A 16,315-nucleotide genomic window follows, 5' to 3' on the forward strand; every position below is an offset into this window, starting at 1 on the left:
CAGGGCACGCCCGGCCATCGGCCCCGAGGAACGTCAGGCCATCGTCAGGAACCGCTGGATCAGCGAGGCGAACAGCACCGCGAGCAGCGGCAGCGAGAACCAGAAGCTGCTCTGCAGCCAGCGCAGCTGCCGCACGCTGGGCTCCACCGCCACCCGCACGACCTCACGGGTGGTGAGCAGCAGGACCACGGCGATCGCCGCGAGCGCGCCGATCACCGACCAGGGCGTCCACGTCACCTGCGGGCCGATCGGGCCCGGATCGGCCTTCTCGACCGCGCCGTTCGGCTGCTTGCGCAGGGTGTAGAGGGTCGCGTCGTCGTTCGTGAGGACCTTCTTCAGCTCCTGGCGGTTGTCGAGGTTCGTGATCAGCCGGGAGTCCCAGGTCTTGGAGTAGCCCACGTCCATCTGGAGATAGATCGTCTGGCTCTTGTTGATCATCAGATACGAGTTGGGGCCCGCGTCCTTGAGCGCCTTCACCAGGCTGGAGACCAGGACCGGGTCGGCCGGGGCGAGCGTCGGGACGTACTGGACCTTCTCCATGTCGCGCGTGCCCCACGGCATCGCGGGCGTCACGTTGTTGACGGTGTCGTCGCTCATCCACAGCAGCCGCACCGTCGGGTCGTCGTGCTCGTACACGTACTCCATCGCGGCGACCTCGCCGGCCCGGGTCTGCTCGAAGGCCTCGTTGCCCCAGCGGGCCACCAGGAAGCCGCCCATCAGGACGAGACCCGCCATCAGGGCGGCAAGCGGCGCCAGGCTCACCTTGTCGCGGTCGCGCTCCTTGGCGGTGATGCCCGCGCGCGGGAAGAGCGCGAGCCCCGCCAGGAGCGCGGCGCCGGGCAGCGCGAACATGAAGACGCGCAGGGCCATCTCGCCGCCGTACGACTGCATGCCGAAGCCCAGGAACGGCACGAAGGTCAGGACGAGCAGCGAGCGCTCCGTGTACTTGTGGTCGCGCCGCCGCCACCAGCCCCAGCAGGCCAGCGCCATGACGCCGCCGGCCAGCGCCACGCGGGCGTACAGGACGAGTTGGTGGGTCGAACTGCCGCCCTCGATCCGTCCCGACACCGACGACGACACATTGCCGCCGACTCCGCCGATCCCGCCGAACAGCTCGTCGAAGTGTCCCGACCAGTACGGCTCCGCCAGGAAGCCCACCCAGACGGCGACGAGGACCGCGAAGAGGATCGGCAGGCCGCGCAGCTCCGAGCGGCCCACCAGGACGAGCACGGCAAGGACCCCGAGCATCACGAACGGCGTGAGCTGGTGCGCAGGGACCGTCGCCGCGAACAGGGCGATCAGGACCCCGAGCAGCACGGCGCGCTGGCGCCGGTCGACGGGTTCGACCTCCAGCTCGCCCGGGCGCCGCTTGGCCCACAGCACGTGCGGCGCGCGGAACCACACCAGGAGCACCGCGACGAACACCAGATAGAGCAGGTACGTGAAGCCCTGCGGGGAGAAGTAGTCCTGGCCGACCCAGCCGCTGAGCGCGAAGATCCACAGGCCGGCCCACTTGGCGCGCCAGGCCGCCCGCATGGAGCGCACGAGCAGCAGCATCGGCGCCAGATAGAGCAGTTGCATGGCCAGCGGCCACCAGCGGATCACCTCGGTCATGTCCGAGAGGCCGCACGCCTTGGCCACGAACGTGGCCGCGGCGAAGAACCCGGGCCAGCTCCAGCGCGCGTCCAGGTCGGGCACCGCCGAGCCGGTCCTGTCGATGTACTCCATGAAGCCCAGGTGCTGCCAGGCCGTCGCGAACCGCGGCTCGTCCTCCAGGACGGCGGGCAGCGCGTGCAGACACACCACCGTGGCGATCAGGGTCACCAGGAGCAGGGCCTTGTGCGGCCGCTCCATCCAGAGCAGCGAGGCGAAGACGACGACGAGCAGCGCGGCCCCGACCAGGGTCGGCGCGGGCAGGACGGAGATGAGCCCGAGCCCGCCCATCGTGTCCAGATCGGCCTCGGTGATGCCCAGGGCGGGCAGCCAGTAGAGGGCGAGCGCGAAGGCCAGGAGCAGCGCCATGAACAGGGCGCGGCGGCGGGGGAGCGCTGGTTCCGGGGCGACGGCGGGCGGCGATGGCGGGGCCTCGGGCACGCGTGCCTCGGTGCCCGGCTCCTCGGCGGGCGCCGTGACGGCCGAGGACACCGAGGGCGGCATCGGCGAGGACGCCGCCGGTTCGCGGGGCTTGGGCGGAGTTCTCAGCGCCCAGGTCGGCCGGTGCTCCACGTCGTCCCCCTCGTCCCCCGTGCCCGCGGGTTTCCCGGCAGCGGGCTTCGCTGGAACCGGCTTGTCCGCGGCGGACTGCCCAGGAGCGGACTTCCCGGCAGCGGCCCGCCCGGGAGCGGACCTGCCGAACGCCGGTGTCCCGCCCGCCGGCGTACCCGGCCCCGGACGCACGTCGGGCCTGCGCTCCGGATGCTCGAAGTCGGTCTGCACGGCCAGTTGCAGCGTGTCCGAGTCCAGTGTCTCGCGCAGCGCCCACGCGGGCCCGCGCCGTTCCTTCTTCTGTCCCGGCTCCTCGGGGGCGGACGGGGGCGGCGTCGCGGGCGTCCCCAGGTCGGCGAGATCGCCGTCCGGCGCCGCGTCGGCCGACTCGGAGGAGGGAGCTCCCCGCGCCACCCGGTACAGCTTCGGCGCCGCGATGGCCACGATCACCGCGAGGCTGGAGATCTCCGCGACGCCCGCCCCCGTCAGCCCCATCCGCGGCAGCAGAAGCAGCGTCAGGCCGAGCACGAGGAAGCACAACAGGCCCTGCATCCAGGCGATCCCGGACGTACGGCTCTGCGCGCGCATCACCGCGAAGTACGTCTCCATGACGACCCGCAGCGCCGCGCCCACCGCGAACCAGCGCAGCAGCGGCGTCGCCGCGTCCGCGTACCCCTGGCCGAAGACGCGCAGGATGAAGGGCGCGCAGAGGAAGAGCAGTGCGCACACCGGCAGCATGATGCGCGCCATGCGGCGCAGCGCGGCCCGGGTGTTCGCGGCAAGGCGCGCCGGGTCGTGCGCGCCCTCGACGGTCAGCGACGCGCCCATGTTGATGGCGAGCAGATTGACCGTGCCGCCGATCGTGGTGGTGATGTAGAAGTACGCGTTGTCGACCGAGCTGACCTGCGAGGCGACGATCACCGGTACGAGATAGACCACGGCGAGCGAGAAGAGCGAGCCGGTGTAGTCGCCGGCCAGGAAGCGGCCCATCTCGCGCAGCGTCGGCGGCTGCGTCTTGTCCTGGGTCGCCTTCACGTGCCGTGGCACGAGCCGCCGGAAGACCAGATAGCCGAGCGGGACGACCGACATGGCGATCGCGGCGACCCACGAGACGAACACGCCCGCCGTGGGGATCGCGGCGGCGATCGCGATGAGCAGCCCCAGCTTGACGACGGAGAAGACGGTGTTGCCGACCGGCACCCACAGCGCGCTGCGCAGCCCCGTGAGCACCCCGTCCTGCAGGGTGAGCAGCGACCAGGCCACGACCGCGGCGATGAAGCCGAGGCCGTTGAGCCACCCGTGCAGGAACTGGTAGGAGGGTCCCCACAGATCGAGCGTGGCCAGGAAGATCAGCCCGGCGAACGCGACGACCAGCGAACTGGTCGCGTACGTACGGAAGATGAGCTTGCCCGTGGCGCGCCCCGCGACGGGGATGAAGCGGGCCAGCGCCCCCATCAGGGTGAGGGCGGTGAGCCCCGCCAGGAACTTCATGGCGGCGATCGCCGCCGAACCCTGGCCGACCGCCGATTCCGAGTAGTACCGGGCGGCGGCCAGCCAGAACCCGAGGCCGAGCACGCCGGAGATGCCGGTGTTCAGCATCAGCGCGTAGGCGTTGCGGAACAGGGGGCTCCCGCCGCCCGAACCGCTGGAGCCGCCGAGGCCGCCCCTGCCGGGCAGGCGCATTCTGCGCTGCCTGCCCGACTTGCCGGACGGCGGCTGCTGTTCGGTGCGGGGAGACCCAGAGACGTCTGCCTGGGCGGTCGACGTGTCAGACACGGGTACGAGTTGCCTTCCGGCGGGCCTGTCGGGCTCTGCGGACCACGGCGTACCCCTTGGTGTGGGCACGGTCCCTTGCGAAGTTGCGGGCGATCGCACGGCCCTCGACGAGCCGCTCGAACTCCGCGATGCCGGTGGAGCGGCGCACGGTCACCCGCTGCAGGGCGTACGGCCCCTGGGAGCGCCGCGCGAGGCCGTTGCCGACCGCGAGCGACTGGGCGAATCCGGCGCCGCGCACCGTGTTGCGCACCCGGCGGCTGGAATAGCCGTACGGATAGGCGAAGGAGGCCGGCCGGGTGCCGACCTCGTCGGTGACGATCTCCTTGCAGCGCAGCAGCTCGAACCAGAGGTCGTCGTCGTCCAGCTGGTCGAGCTGCGGGTGCGTGTGGCTGTGCCCGCCGATCTCCGTGCCCGCCGCGGCCAGTTCGCGCACCTGGTCCCAGTCGAGCATCAGGTCGAGGCCGCCCCCGGTGTCATGGGCGCCGCGGATCCAGCCCGTGGAGACGAAGAGTGTCGACGCGAAGCCGTGCTTGGCGAGCACGGGCAGCGCGTGCCGGTGCACGCCTTCGTATCCGTCGTCGAAGGTGATCAGGACGGGCCTGGCCGGCAGGGCGCGGCCGGGCGTACGCCAGATGGCGGCGAGCCCGGACGTGCTCAGCGGCGTGAACCCCCGCTCGCCGAGCAGCTCCAGCTGCTCGGCGAACGCCCCTGGAGACACGGACAACGCCCGTGTCTCCAGGGTCGGTTCATGCGCGATCGAGTGATACATGAGTATCGGCACAGGAGCGTTCATGACGGCCCCCCTCGGCCGATCGGTGCCGTGCTCATGCCGCAGCCCCCTCACCGTCCGCATCCTTCTCGATCTCCACGACCGAGAAAGTGGCGCCTCCCCTGCGTGCGCGGACACTGCCGAGGACGTACCCCCCCGCCGCGGTGACCACGCCCGCCACGATGGCGCCCGCACGGCCCGCACCGCCAGGCCGTGCAAGGAGCGCGTCCCGCAGTCCGCGCGCCACACCGGCGGGCAGCACGCGCGTGGCGTACCGCCGCTCGGACTCAAGCCCCTTCTGTGCGCCGACACTTCGGGCCACGAGCGCCTTGGACAGGCCTTCCGCGTACGTCCGCGTGCGGAAGTAGCCGAAGCGCTCCCGGGCCGCGGGCACACGGTGGTGGATCACCGCGCGGTCGTCGATGAGCAGGACCGCGTCCGGCCTGGCCCGGGTGAGGCGGATGCACAGCTCCGTCTCCTCGCAGCCCAGCGGACGCTTGTCGCCGTCGCGCCCGATGCCGGTCGCGAAGCCGCCCGCCGCCTCGAACGCGGTGCGGCGGAAGGAGGCGTTGCCGCCCAGGACGTTGCGCACCCGCACCCGCCCCTCGGGCAGCCCCTTGTACGTACAGCCCACGACCCAGTCGAACTCCTCGGGGAACCAGGCGGGCCTGCGCCTGGACTCCCAGACGGGCAGGGTGCGCCCGCCCACCGCGAAGACCTTCGGATCGGCGTACCCCTCGGCGAAGTGGCGCAGCCAGTCGCGCTCCGCGACGGCGTCGTCGTCCAGGAACGCGATGACCTCGCCGCTGGAGGCGGCGATGCCGGTGTTGCGGCCCGCGGAGAGGCCGCGGGGGCCCGCGTTGGCGAGCACCCGCACCCCCTCGGTCTCCTTGTACTCCTTGGTGAGCCGGTCCAGGAGCGAGGCGTTGTGATCCACCACGAGAAGCGTCTCCAGCGCCGCCAGGGACTGCGCCCGCACCGAGGCGACCGCCGCGAGGATGTCTTCCCAGCGGTCCTCGGTGTAGACGCAGATGACGACGGAGATGCCCGCGACCGTGCTCCCCCCGTGGTGTCCGGAACCGCTCAAGACACCTCTCCCTGGCGTGTGCGGAAGGGAACACCACGGGTGCGGCGTCGGCCGCGGCGGTTGGAGCGCTCCGTGAGAATCACCTTCAGGACCCGCAGACCGTCGCGTACGGCGCTGAGATTGCTGACGCCGTGGATGCGCAGATACTCGTGGCTGGGGATCTCCTGCACCTTGAGCCCGGCCTTGACCACCCGGATGTTCATCAGGGTCTCGACCTCGAAGCCCGTGCAGTCGAGGTCGATCTTGTCCAGGCAGTGCCGCCAGAAGGCGTTGTAGCCGTAGCACAGGTCGGTGTAGCGGGCGCCGAACTTGGCGTTCACGACGGAGCACAGGACGTGGTTGCCGAGCTTGCGGATCGGCGTCATGTCGTCCGTGGCACCGCCGTTGGCGAACCGCGAGCCCTTGGCGAAGTCCGCGCCCGAGACGAGGGCGGAGACATAGCTGACGATCTCGTGCCCGTCGGCCGAGCCGTCCGCGTCGACCATCACGATGATGTCGCCGGTGCACGCCTCGAATCCGGTGATCAGGGCGTCGCCCTTGCCCTTGCCGAGCTGGCGGACGACCTTGACGTCCGGCCAGAGCTCCCGTGCGACGGCCACCGTGTCGTCGGTGGAGTTTCCGTCCACCAGGACGACCTCGTGGATCCAGTCGGGCAGGGTCTTGAAGACGTAGGGAAGATTCTCCGCTTCGTTCATCGCGGGGATCACGACGCTCACCGGCGGTGTGATCGCCAGGTGCGTGGAAATGGGCCGGTAGTTGCCGGACAGCGTCGGCTTGTTTAACGGGTCTTCGTCCGACTCGGTCGCCGGGCGCACAAAAGAACTCATGAGTCTGATCCCTCTCGTCCGGTGGACCGCCCACCCCCGGGCGGTCCGGATATGTATCCGGTTCGAAAGGGGGGTTCTCACTTGAGCATGACGAAATCGATCTCCGTGCACGCCAAATGAGCTGGCATTGCGCGGGACGTGACTCGGCACGAATTCAGTCGCCGAGCACGGCACCCCCCTACCGCGCCCCGCGCCGGAACCACCGCGATCTTGAGCCCTCCCCTAGATCGCATTGCGTGATGGACCGATGCGGGTGGATGTACGACGGTATTGATGATTGCGACCGTATGGCAAGACCTGGAACGAGGCCTCACCCTTTTGATGATTTGGCCTGTCTTGGTGGGCGTATATGGAGCGCCCCGTTCCTTTCTGATCCCTCTTATTCCTTCTTTCTTGATCGAATTTGACCCATGCGTTTCAGCAGCTTGTCGGCCGGTTCGAAGAGCTCCGGCCGGGACAGCACCGTGTTGCGCAGCGCCCTGACCGGAGCGCGCCGCACCCGGTGACCGATCGCTGCCGGATGGCGCAGAGCCACCCATCCCTCGGACACGGTGAGTTCACGTGTCTTGAGGGAGTCCTTGTACTGCTTCTGGCCGCGTCCCAGATCCATGTACGCGATGCCGTCGGCGGCGGCCGCCTCGGCCATGCGCAGATGCATGATCAGGCCCGGCGAGTACTTGGCGAACGCCGGGTCGTAGGCCGGGAACCACTGGGCGAAGACCCGCTCGGAGCACAGCCCGAAGTGCGCGGCGACCGGCACGTCCTCGACGTACAGCACGGAGAGCCTGCCGGAGAACTGATCGGACCTGGTGTGGAAGAGCTGGCGCACGAGCTGGCTGATCCAGGCCTGCGCGAAGCGGTCGCTGCGGCCGGTCCTGCGGTACTGGGCGGACTTCCACTCCATCAGGGTGCGCAGGGCCGCCGGGTCGCGCTCGTCGTGCACGTAGCGAACGGCGCCGTGGTCACGGGCGAGCCTGCGCTCCTTGGCGTGGGTCGAGCGGACGAACTTCGGGGATCTCGCCTTGAGCTGGCCGAGATACGCCTCGTACCCCTGGTCGATGTCCATGACGGGGGAGGCGAAGGAGCCGGAGGCGTGCGCCTCGAACGGCCCCTGGCCGCCGGCCAGATGGTCGAACTCGTACATCGCGAGCCCGCAGGCCCGCAACAGCTCTCGCGCGTCCCAGGTGAAGCCGGGCCGGTGCACCAGGCCCTGGCAGTCGGAGACGCCGAGGCCGACGGCCCGGCCGATGCCGGTGACGGATCTCTGGAACGGGAGGAACGCCGCGGGCTCACCCGCCTCGCGCACGACCGCGATCCGCACCCCGCGTCGCCAGTGGCCCACCGCGAGGGTGAACTCCGGGGAGAGGAACGGATTGCCCAGCTCCGGCGCGCCGTTGAGATGGGCCTTGGACTGCAGTGCTGTCCAGGCCACCCGGTCCGCAGCGGTGAGTTCTCCGGGGCGGTGCACGGTGATGTCCACGTCAGGAGGTCCGCCTCGTCGGGGTACGGCCGCGCAGTCGCCGTACCAGTACCAGCAGATAGATGAGCGAGCCGATCACGGTGATGGCGACGACTCCGCCGCGGACCGACCACATGTGCAGGGCCAGCAGTGCCTGGGCCACCAACAGATTGACGGCGACGGCCCCGGAAACGGAAGTCACGATCCGGCCCCATGGATCAAGTCCCCTGAGGGCGGCGCCTATCGCCGCGCCGGGCGCGGCCAGGAGGAAGAACAGCGTGAGGGGGCCGCGCAGGGGCGATGCGATGTCCGTGAGCGCCAGCATCGCGCCGACCGCGCCCATCGCGACAGCCATGCCCGCGAGCAGCGGCAACGCGTCCTCGTGCCGGCTCGGCGGGTCTTGTGGGCCTTGCCCGGTGTCTGATGAAGGTGCCTTGAGCCTGATGGTCTGCATTGGCGACTTTGCCCCCCGACGCGCCGGATGCCGGGCTTCAATGTCGCGCAGTCGACGGCGGCGCGTCAAGATGCGGAGGGAGTGTGGAGATGTTCCCCCGCGGGCCCTTGAACCGGAAGGGAACTCGCTGCGCGGGCAAGGGAATTGCAGGCGAACTCATTGACATGCACACTACCGGCGCCCCGAGGGGAGTGGTACCACAGTCGTGGCAGAAATCCTGCTAAGGGAGGTTCCATGAGATTGTCCCGAATCACGGCATACGCTTCCTCACTCCTCCTCGCCACCGCCTTCGCCCTCACCGGGGCCGCAGCGGCTCAAGCGGACCAGCGATCCGACCAACAGGCCGCGGCCACCGGCTATGTGGCGCTCGGCGACTCCTACTCCTCCGGTGTCGGCGCCGGCGCATACGACAGCGGAAGCGGCGACTGCAAGCGCACCCCGCGCGCCTACCCCGCGCTCTGGGCGGCCGCGAACTCACCCTCCAGCTTCAACTTCACGGCTTGCTCGGGCGCTCGTACGGGTGATGTCGTGGCCAACCAGCTCGGCCCGCTCGGCTCCGGAACGGGTCTGGTCAGCCTCTCCGTGGGCGGCAACGACGCCGGCTTCGCCGACGTCATGACGACCTGCGTCCTGCAGTCCGAGAGCAACTGTCTCGCGCGGATCGCGCAGGCACGCAGCTACGTCGAGACGACGCTCCCCGGCAACCTCGACAAGGTCTACACGGCGATCAGCGCGAAGGCACCGGCCGCCCAGGTCGTCGTGCTCGGCTACCCCCGCTTCTACAAGCTCGGCGGCGGCTGCCTCGCAGGGCTCTCCGAGAAGGAGCGCAGCGCCATCAACGGCGCGGCCGACCTCCTCAACTCCACCACCGCCAAGCGCGCCGCCGACCACGGCTTCACCTTCGGCGACGTGACCTCCACCTTCACCGGCCACGAGATCTGCTCGGGCTCCCCGTGGCTGCACAGCGTGAACTGGACCAACATCGGCGAGTCCTACCACCCCAAGGCCGCGGGCCAGTCCGGCGGCTACCTCCCCGTGTTCAGCGCGGCGGCTTCCTGACCCCACTCAGTTCGGCGCATAGGAGGAGACCCCGCCCGTCGGGGTCTCCTCTTCGCATGTCACCGAGTACGCGACGGAGTTCGACGAGGCCTCGACCGGGCCGCGCACCTCCACGCTGATCTCGTTCTGATGCGTCGAGCCCGGCTCTCCCTCGACCGTCTCCGTGTGATGCGCCTGCTTGGTCCTGCCGCCGCCGGAGGCGAAGCTGAGCGTCTTCCAGCCGGGATCGCTCGGCTCACCGGACTTGGTCACCCAGCGGTAGTCGACGGTGACCGGAACCCGCCCCACGGTGAACGTCGCGGTGAACGAAGGGGCCTGCCCTGCGCCTGGCGGACAGGCGCCGCTGTACTGCGTGTTCGCCCCGACGACCGAGACCTTGACGGACTGTGCCGGGTGGGTCGTCGTGCCCCCGCCGTTGCCGCCGCCGTCGGTGGAGCCGCCGTCCGTGCCGCCCCCGCCGGTGGAGCCGCCGTCACTGCCGCCGCCGGTGCTCGACCCTCCGCCGTCGCTCCCGCCCGACGTACTGCTGCCGCCGCTCGTGCCGCCGTCGGAGCCGCCGCCGTCGCTCCCGCCGCTGTCGCTTCCTCCGCCGCCCCCGGAGGAGCCGCTGCTGCTGCCGCCCCCGCCTCCTCCGTCGTCGCGGTTGACCAGGGCGTACGTGAGCCCGGCCAGCGCCAGCGCCAGGGCGACCAGGCCCGCGGCGAAGACTAGGACGGTGCGGCGTGAACGCGTCGGGGCCACGGTGGTGGTCGTGGCGACGACGGGCTCCTCCTGGTCCGGTGGCGGCGGCAGCGGCGAGGGCGCTTGCTGTTGCTGCTGTGACGTGACGGTCGGCAGGTACGGAAGGGGCGTCGCCGCCCGTGGAGTGCCGCCCGCGGCGACGAGCCGCAGCTGGTTCTCGGCCTCGGCGGCGGAGATCCGGGCGGCGGGGTCCTTGCGCAGCAGCCCTTCGATGACCGGGACCAGCGGCCCCGCGTTCAGCGGCGGCGGCAACTCCTCGTCGACGACCGCACGCAACGTACTGAGCGGGGTGTCCTGCCGGAACGGCGAACTGCCCTCGACGGCCGCGTAGAGCAGCACGCCGAGCGACCACAGATCGGACTCCGGACCGGGCCGACGCCCCAACGCCCGCTCGGGGGCAAGGAATTCGGGCGAGCCGACGACCTCACCCGTCATGGTCAGGGCGGAACTCCCCTCCACCATGGCGATCCCGAAGTCGGTCAGCACGACCCGCCCGTCGTTCGCGATGAGTACGTTGCCGGGCTTGACGTCACGGTGCAGGACCCCGGCCTCGTGCGCGGCCCGCAGGGCGGCGAGCACCTCGGCGCCGATGTGGGCGGCGCGCTGCGGCGGCATCGGACCCTCCGCGTCCAGGACGTCGGAGAGCGCGAGCCCGCGCACGATCTCCATGACGATCCACGGGCGCCCGTCCTCGCTCGCCACGTCATAGACCGTCACCACATTGCGGTGCGGGATGCGGGCGGCGGCCCATGCCTCGCGCTCCAGACGGGCGTACAGCCGGTCGACGTCGCCGGCCGGGAGCCCGGCGGGGGCGCGCACTTCCTTGACCGCGACCTCGCGGCCCAGGACTTCGTCGCGGGCCCGCCAGACCGTGCCCATGCCGCCTTCGCCCAAAGGGGCGAGAAGGCGGTAGCGCCCCGCGATCACACGCTCGTCGTCGCTCACGGGCGTCCCCCATCCTGAGCCGTGCGATTCTCCACAAAACTACCTCAACCGAGTGCGGTTGCCGCCCCCTTGAACACCAATCCGCACCCGAGAGCGACCACGACACAGGCGGAGCCCAGCGGCAGGAAGCGGTGCGTGGCCCGGTGCAGCCACCGGGGCCCGCGGACCCGCCGCCCGGCGAGCGACCCGACCCGCACCAGGAGGAACCCGGCGGCCGTCAGCGTGACGGCGAGGCCCACCCCGTACGCGAGGACGAGCAGCAACCCGAACCAGGCCTCGCCCAGGGCGGCGGCGCCGACGAGTACGACGACGGCGGAGGGACTGGGCACGAGCCCCCCGGCGAAGCCGAGGAAGAGGGCGCCCCGCACAGAGGGAGCCGCTTCATGGTGATGGTGGTGGTGATGATGGGAGTGCCTGCGCCGCAGCCAGGCCCTTCGCACGAGCAGGGTTCCCGCCCCGGCGACGAGGATGCCGCTGACCACTCCCAGCCAGGCGATGACGGAGGGGGCGGCGACCGAGCCGCCCGCCACGAGCAGCCCCAGGGCCGTCACGCCGAGCGTGTGGGTGACGGTGACCGAGGCGGCGAGGGGGAGGACGTCCCGCAGGGAGGCGCGCCCCCGCGCGGCGGCGCTCGCGGCCATCAGCGTCTTGCCGTGCCCCGGCGCGACGGCGTGCAGCGCCCCCAGCAACAGGGCGATGGCCAGGGCGAGTCCGGCGAAGCCGGGGGTGAGGTCGTGGCGGGCGACGAGGCCGGTGAGGGCCTGGGTCCACCGGTCGGCGCCGCGCGGCAGCGCCGAAGCCGGCGCTTCCGGCTTCTCCTCGATGAGGGCGGGGCCGCCAGGGGTGATGCGCAGGGTGGCGGAGTCCTCGCCGGGCGGCGAGTCGAGCAGTCGCTCCGGATAACGGGTGAGCCGCTGGGAGATGGAGGCCTTCGGTACGTCCGATGCGCTCAGGGTCATCCGATCGCCCTGCGCGGTGACCTCCCGCCATCCGGGGCCCGGCTGCCCGGCGGTCTCGAAGCGGGCGGCGAGCTCGGAGTCCCGGGGGAGCGGGGCGCCGAGCTCGCACTCCACGCGCAGGGTGGGCAGTCCGGCCTGCCCGTCCCGGGTGACCGCCCGGGCCTTCTCCACGCGGAGCACCGCCGCCCGCCCGTCCACCCGCAGCAGGCTGCCGCGGGCGGCGTCCTCACACCGGGCCTCGGCCCAACTCGCCATGCCTACGCGCTTGATGCGGGGCATGGCCTGAGTGGCCGGGATCTCGGCGAGGTCCTCGACGTGGTCGACCCGCAGCTGTCCGGGCCTGACCACGACTCCGTCGTACTGATTGACGGTGAAGTTGCCCAGCGGGTGGGCGGAGGCTTCCCCTGCGGGCAGCAGGGTGAGCGCGAGCCCCGCGGTCAGGGCGCCCCCGAGGCCGAGGGCACGCCGCTTCACCGCTCCCCCGCAGCGCCCACAGCCCGAACGGGCCTCTCCCACCCACCCGCCCGATTACCCCGCAGCGACACCTCGACGAACAAGCTCTCCCACCCACCCGCCCGAACCCCCGCATCCGCCCCTCGACGAACGGGCCTTTCCCGCCCACCCGCCCGATTGCCCCGCAGCGACCAGCGATCGGCCGCAGTCGGGAGCGCTCGGGAGGGGACGTGCCGGTATGTCCGCCCGGAGCACGGTTCGCGGCGCTCCGGTGCCGCAGCACCCAAGGGGCCACCGGACGATAGCGAGGACGGACATACCGGCGCGGCCCCGCACCCACGCACGGGCCGCACCGCGGGACCCGCAGCGCGGTCACGGGACAAGGGCGCGGACGGACATATGGGCGCGGTACCGCGCCCAGAACGATCAGTAGTCGACCTCACGATGATCCCCTCGCTTCGCGCCCCGGCGCCATCGGCGAGAACCCCGGGTTCAGCTTCACCGCCGCCGACTTCCAGCGACGAGCCGCCCCCGCATCGCCCGTCGCCCCTTCGATCACACCCCGGTGGTACATGAACGATGCCTCGCGGAACCCCGTGGCCGTGGCCCGGCGGGCGTACGCAAGCGCCTCCTCCGAGCGGCCGTTGACGTGCAGTGCCCAGGCCAGCGCGTCCGCCGTGTGCACCGTGTGCCGCCGGCCCCACTCCGCCCGCGCCGCCCGCAGCGCCGCCTTCCGTTCGGCCCGCGTCCCGTGATCCGTCAACGCGATCGCCGCGTCCAGATCCGCGTTCACCCCGTTCGCCCGGGCCAGGGACACCCACGCGGACACCAACGCGTACTGCTCCCGCGACTTCGCCGCGTCACCCCGCTCGCCCCGCGCCTCGTACAACTCGCCCAGCGCGACCAACGGCCCCGGCAGCGGCGCCCGAGCCACCACATCCCGAAGCGTCCGTATCGCCTGCGCCGTCCGGCCCTGCCCGGCCCACGCCCGCGCCCGGCACTCCATCGCCGGGAGATAGGAGGCGTCGGACCGCAGCGCCCTCCCGCACTGCTTCAGCGCCTCCCCGTACTGCCCCTGCCGCCAGGCGAGTTGCCCCAGCTCGGTGGCCACGTACGCGACATCCCCGCCACCACCACCCGCGTCCGCAGCCCGCGACAGCGCCCGCCGAGCCCCGGCCACATCGCCCCGGAGCTCCCGCACATAGGCGTACCGCGTGAACACCGGCACCCCGGGCCGCCGCGCGTCGGCCTCGTCCGCGGCCCGCGACGCCGCCCCGTACCGCCCGAGCTCGACCAACGCGTCGATCCGCGAGGCCAACGCCCCCTCGCTGTAGGGGTTCACGTCGAGCGCCGCCTCGGCATCCCGCAGCGCCCCCGTGAAGTCGTGGCGGGCGGCAGCCAGCGCCGCCCGCCCCGCCAGCCCCGCGTCATTGCGGGGCCGAAGCTTCAGGGACCGCTCGAGAGCGCGTTCCGCCTCGCGGTAACGCGACGGGTCACCCCGGGTACGGGCCTGCTCGACGTAGGCGGTCCCCAGTGACGCCCACGCGGCGGAGTTCCGCGGCTGGTCCCGCAGATGGGCCTGCAACGCCTCGATGCCACGATCGAGATCGGCCCCCCGAAGCGAGCCCGAGCCCGCACCCGCACCCGGCGCCACGGCGGCGGACGGCGGCGGCCGGTCCGACCCGCCCGCACCGCCGACCACGACGGCACCTCCGGTGATCGCGAGCGCGAGAGCCACCGCCGCCACCACGAACCGACCGGCAGAACGAGCGGCAGAACGAGGTAATGCCATCACTGGGCCTTCCGAGACTTCCGTATTCCGTACGGGGAGAGAGGGCGCGACCCGCAAGGGGGATGGATGCGGGCCGCGCCGGTCATGAGGTGGGGAAGGGGCTCAGCCCACGACCCCGGAGGTCCCGCGCCTGCGCCACCACGCGAGCCCGAGCCCGACAAGGAGCACACCGGCCGCCCCCGCCGCTGCGGAGGCGATCAGCACGGCATCGGTGTCGTCGCCACCGCCGGACTCCGGACGCCCGGGCACGGCACCGCCGCCAAGAGCGTCACGCGCCGATGTGCCGTCGTCGCTGCCGCCCTTGGCCAGCGGTCCCCGGGACCCGGACGTGGGCAGCGCCACGTACGGGAAGGTCCCGCCGAACTTCTGGTCGTTGACGTTCACCGCGTCGCCCAGGTCGTTCTTGTTGCCGGTGAGTTCGCCCTCGACGGCCTGCAGCTCGATGTCGACGACGTCATCGGCGAGCCGCCGCCCGTTCGGGAACCCGGCGTTGTCGCCGTCGAGCACCCCGAGCCGCTTCGGCGAAGCCGCCGGCTTGATGGACGTGTTGAGCCGCAGGGCCTCGGCGGGCCGGACGCCGGGCGGCTGGTTGAGATCCTTCACGCCCGTCAGGAACACCGAGACGAGGTCGTTGCGCGGCTCGGCGGGCGCCTTCAGCTTGTAGATCTTCTCCAGGAGCTTGGGCAGCTCCGGCTTGGTCACGTACTTCAGGAACTGCGCGTCGTCCCAGGGCGAGGACGCGTTGAACTTGTCCTTGTCCTTCTGCGGCACGACGACCTCGTTGACCAGCGGATTGCCCATCCGTGAGACCTGGGTCCACTTGCCGCCCGCGTTCTTGCGCTGCGTCGTCGACCAGATGCCGACGGTCGGCTGCTTCTCCGACTGCCGTATCTGGGCGGTCGGCACCTGAAGGGCGAGGGAGTTCACGTTGTAGCCCTTGAGGGTGTCGTTGCCGACCTCCGACAGGTCGCCGCCGTACAGCAGGTCGAACACCCGCAGGTCCAGGAAGAACGGGTCGTCGGCCTGTCCCGCGAACGTCGAGCCGCCGCCCTTGATCTGGCGCACGGCCTGGTCGCGCAGCTTCTTGTAGTTCGGCATCGACGCCTTGCCGACGTGCGACGGCGCCGCGGGCACGTCGTCGGCGAGCTTCGTGGTCGAGGTGACCTTCTGGTCCTTGAGCTTGATCAGCTCCAGGTCGTACGTCTGCGTCACGTTCAGGTCGGGATCGTCGAGGCTGGTCACGGGCCCGGTGTTGTAGAGGAACGTGTCGCCGTTCTTCGTCTTCGTGTCGAACGTCCACCGGTAGAGGAGGTCGCCCTGGGCGTCCCCGTCGCTGTCGATGTGGACGTCGTACTGGGCGTCGTCGGCCCACGGGTAGAAGTTGGGACCGCCCGCGGGCTCTTCGAAGGGCAGCCAGTTCGCCACGATCGTCGTGGAGTCGGGCTTGTCCGGGCTGACGAACGCGTACACGTCCGTGTTGTCGTACTGAGGCTGCCCCGAGATCAGCGGAGCCTCCCGGTGGCTGGCGGCGTCCGCCGTCTGCGGCTCCAGTGCCGTCACGCCGGCGGCTGCGAGCCCCCCGGCGGCCAGCGCGCCACAGACGAGCACGGCGAGGCCGCGCTTGCCGCGGCGCCCCGCTCGGCTCTTGGCGATAGCTGTCATCGCGTCCGTCCTTACTGTTCCTCGCGCGACCCCACGCGCGGTGCGCGCAAGCCGCCTGACGAACGCCATTCGGGGCGGAGCGCCGGACGGATTGGGCCTGTCTCCAATCCGGTGCCTCCTCTCGCCG

Annotated in this window: 11 protein-coding genes; 1 reads left to right on the plus strand and 10 read right to left on the minus strand. The window is 71.4% G+C overall.

The features are described 5' to 3' along the window. Positions 1-33: 33 nt before the first annotated feature. From ACIGXX_RS36865 to ACIGXX_RS36890, 6 genes are all read right to left on the minus strand, one after another. The gene (locus tag ACIGXX_RS36865; protein WP_399982443.1) at positions 34-3,981 is read right to left on the minus strand and encodes a lipopolysaccharide biosynthesis protein; all 3,948 of its coding nucleotides are present in this window, start codon (positions 3,979-3,981) and stop codon (positions 34-36) included. Continuing rightward, a complete protein-coding gene (locus ACIGXX_RS36870) occupies positions 3,974-4,774 on the minus strand; it encodes a polysaccharide deacetylase family protein (RefSeq protein ID WP_399982446.1) in 801 nt (266 codons plus the stop codon). The genes ACIGXX_RS36865 and ACIGXX_RS36870 overlap by 8 nt, the downstream gene beginning before the upstream one ends. 31 nt (positions 4,775-4,805) lie before the next feature. Beyond that, positions 4,806-5,837 (minus strand): glycosyltransferase family 2 protein, encoded by a 1,032-nt coding sequence (locus ACIGXX_RS36875; RefSeq protein WP_361469951.1) that lies wholly within the window; start codon positions 5,835-5,837, stop codon positions 4,806-4,808. Next, positions 5,834-6,664, minus strand: coding sequence for a glycosyltransferase family 2 protein (locus tag ACIGXX_RS36880; RefSeq protein WP_351171399.1), 831 nt, complete (start codon positions 6,662-6,664; stop codon positions 5,834-5,836). Before ACIGXX_RS36880 ends, ACIGXX_RS36875 begins: the two co-directional genes overlap by 4 nt. 379 nt (positions 6,665-7,043) lie before the next feature. Continuing rightward, positions 7,044-8,144 (minus strand): GNAT family N-acetyltransferase, encoded by a 1,101-nt coding sequence (locus ACIGXX_RS36885; protein WP_351171402.1) that lies wholly within the window; start codon positions 8,142-8,144, stop codon positions 7,044-7,046. A 1-nt stretch (position 8,145) separates the two neighbouring features. Continuing rightward, positions 8,146-8,478 carry a hypothetical protein gene (locus ACIGXX_RS36890; RefSeq protein ID WP_351171405.1) on the minus strand — a complete coding sequence of 111 codons (333 nt, stop codon included), beginning with the start codon at positions 8,476-8,478 and terminating at the stop codon, positions 8,146-8,148. A gap of 333 nt (positions 8,479-8,811) precedes the next feature. Here ACIGXX_RS36890 and ACIGXX_RS36895 point away from each other — a divergent pair, with 333 nt between their 5' ends. Further along, on the plus strand, positions 8,812-9,636 hold the full coding sequence (locus ACIGXX_RS36895; RefSeq protein WP_351171408.1) for an SGNH/GDSL hydrolase family protein: 825 nt from the start codon (positions 8,812-8,814) through the stop codon (positions 9,634-9,636). Positions 9,637-9,642: 6 nt separating this feature from the next. Here the strand turns inward: ACIGXX_RS36895 and ACIGXX_RS36900 are convergent, their stop codons facing one another. From ACIGXX_RS36900 to ACIGXX_RS36915, 4 genes are all read right to left on the minus strand, one after another. Continuing rightward, a complete protein-coding gene (locus ACIGXX_RS36900; protein ID WP_399982547.1) occupies positions 9,643-11,256 on the minus strand; it encodes a serine/threonine-protein kinase in 1,614 nt (537 codons plus the stop codon). 110 nt (positions 11,257-11,366) lie between these two features. Further along, a complete protein-coding gene (locus tag ACIGXX_RS36905; protein WP_399982453.1) occupies positions 11,367-12,755 on the minus strand; it encodes a sulfite exporter TauE/SafE family protein in 1,389 nt (462 codons plus the stop codon). A gap of 418 nt (positions 12,756-13,173) precedes the next feature. Next, positions 13,174-14,472, minus strand: a complete 1,299-nt coding sequence (locus ACIGXX_RS36910) for a tetratricopeptide repeat protein (RefSeq protein WP_399982456.1) — start codon at positions 14,470-14,472, stop codon at positions 13,174-13,176. Positions 14,473-14,628: 156 nt separating this feature from the next. Beyond that, positions 14,629-16,188 (minus strand): DUF4331 domain-containing protein, encoded by a 1,560-nt coding sequence (locus ACIGXX_RS36915; protein WP_351165140.1) that lies wholly within the window; start codon positions 16,186-16,188, stop codon positions 14,629-14,631. Positions 16,189-16,315 lie beyond the last annotated feature (127 nt).

Origin of the sequence: Streptomyces sp. NPDC055243, from assembly GCF_044544025.1 — a bacterium.
Taxonomy (GTDB): domain Bacteria; phylum Actinomycetota; class Actinomycetes; order Streptomycetales; family Streptomycetaceae; genus Streptomyces.

Coding starts and splice junctions, on each gene's coding strand:
- ACIGXX_RS36900 (WP_399982547.1), bottom strand. CDS start 11,256: ATGGGCACGGTCTGGCGGGCCCGCGACGAAGTCCTGGGCCGCGAGGTC.
- ACIGXX_RS36890 (WP_351171405.1), bottom strand. CDS start 8,478: ATGGCTGTCGCGATGGGCGCGGTCGGCGCGATGCTGGCGCTCACGGAC.
- ACIGXX_RS36870 (WP_399982446.1), bottom strand. CDS start 4,774: ATGAACGCTCCTGTGCCGATACTCATGTATCACTCGATCGCGCATGAA.
- ACIGXX_RS36895 (WP_351171408.1), top strand. CDS start 8,812: ATGAGATTGTCCCGAATCACGGCATACGCTTCCTCACTCCTCCTCGCC.
- ACIGXX_RS36880 (WP_351171399.1), bottom strand. CDS start 6,664: ATGAGTTCTTTTGTGCGCCCGGCGACCGAGTCGGACGAAGACCCGTTA.
- ACIGXX_RS36915 (WP_351165140.1), bottom strand. CDS start 16,188: ATGACAGCTATCGCCAAGAGCCGAGCGGGGCGCCGCGGCAAGCGCGGC.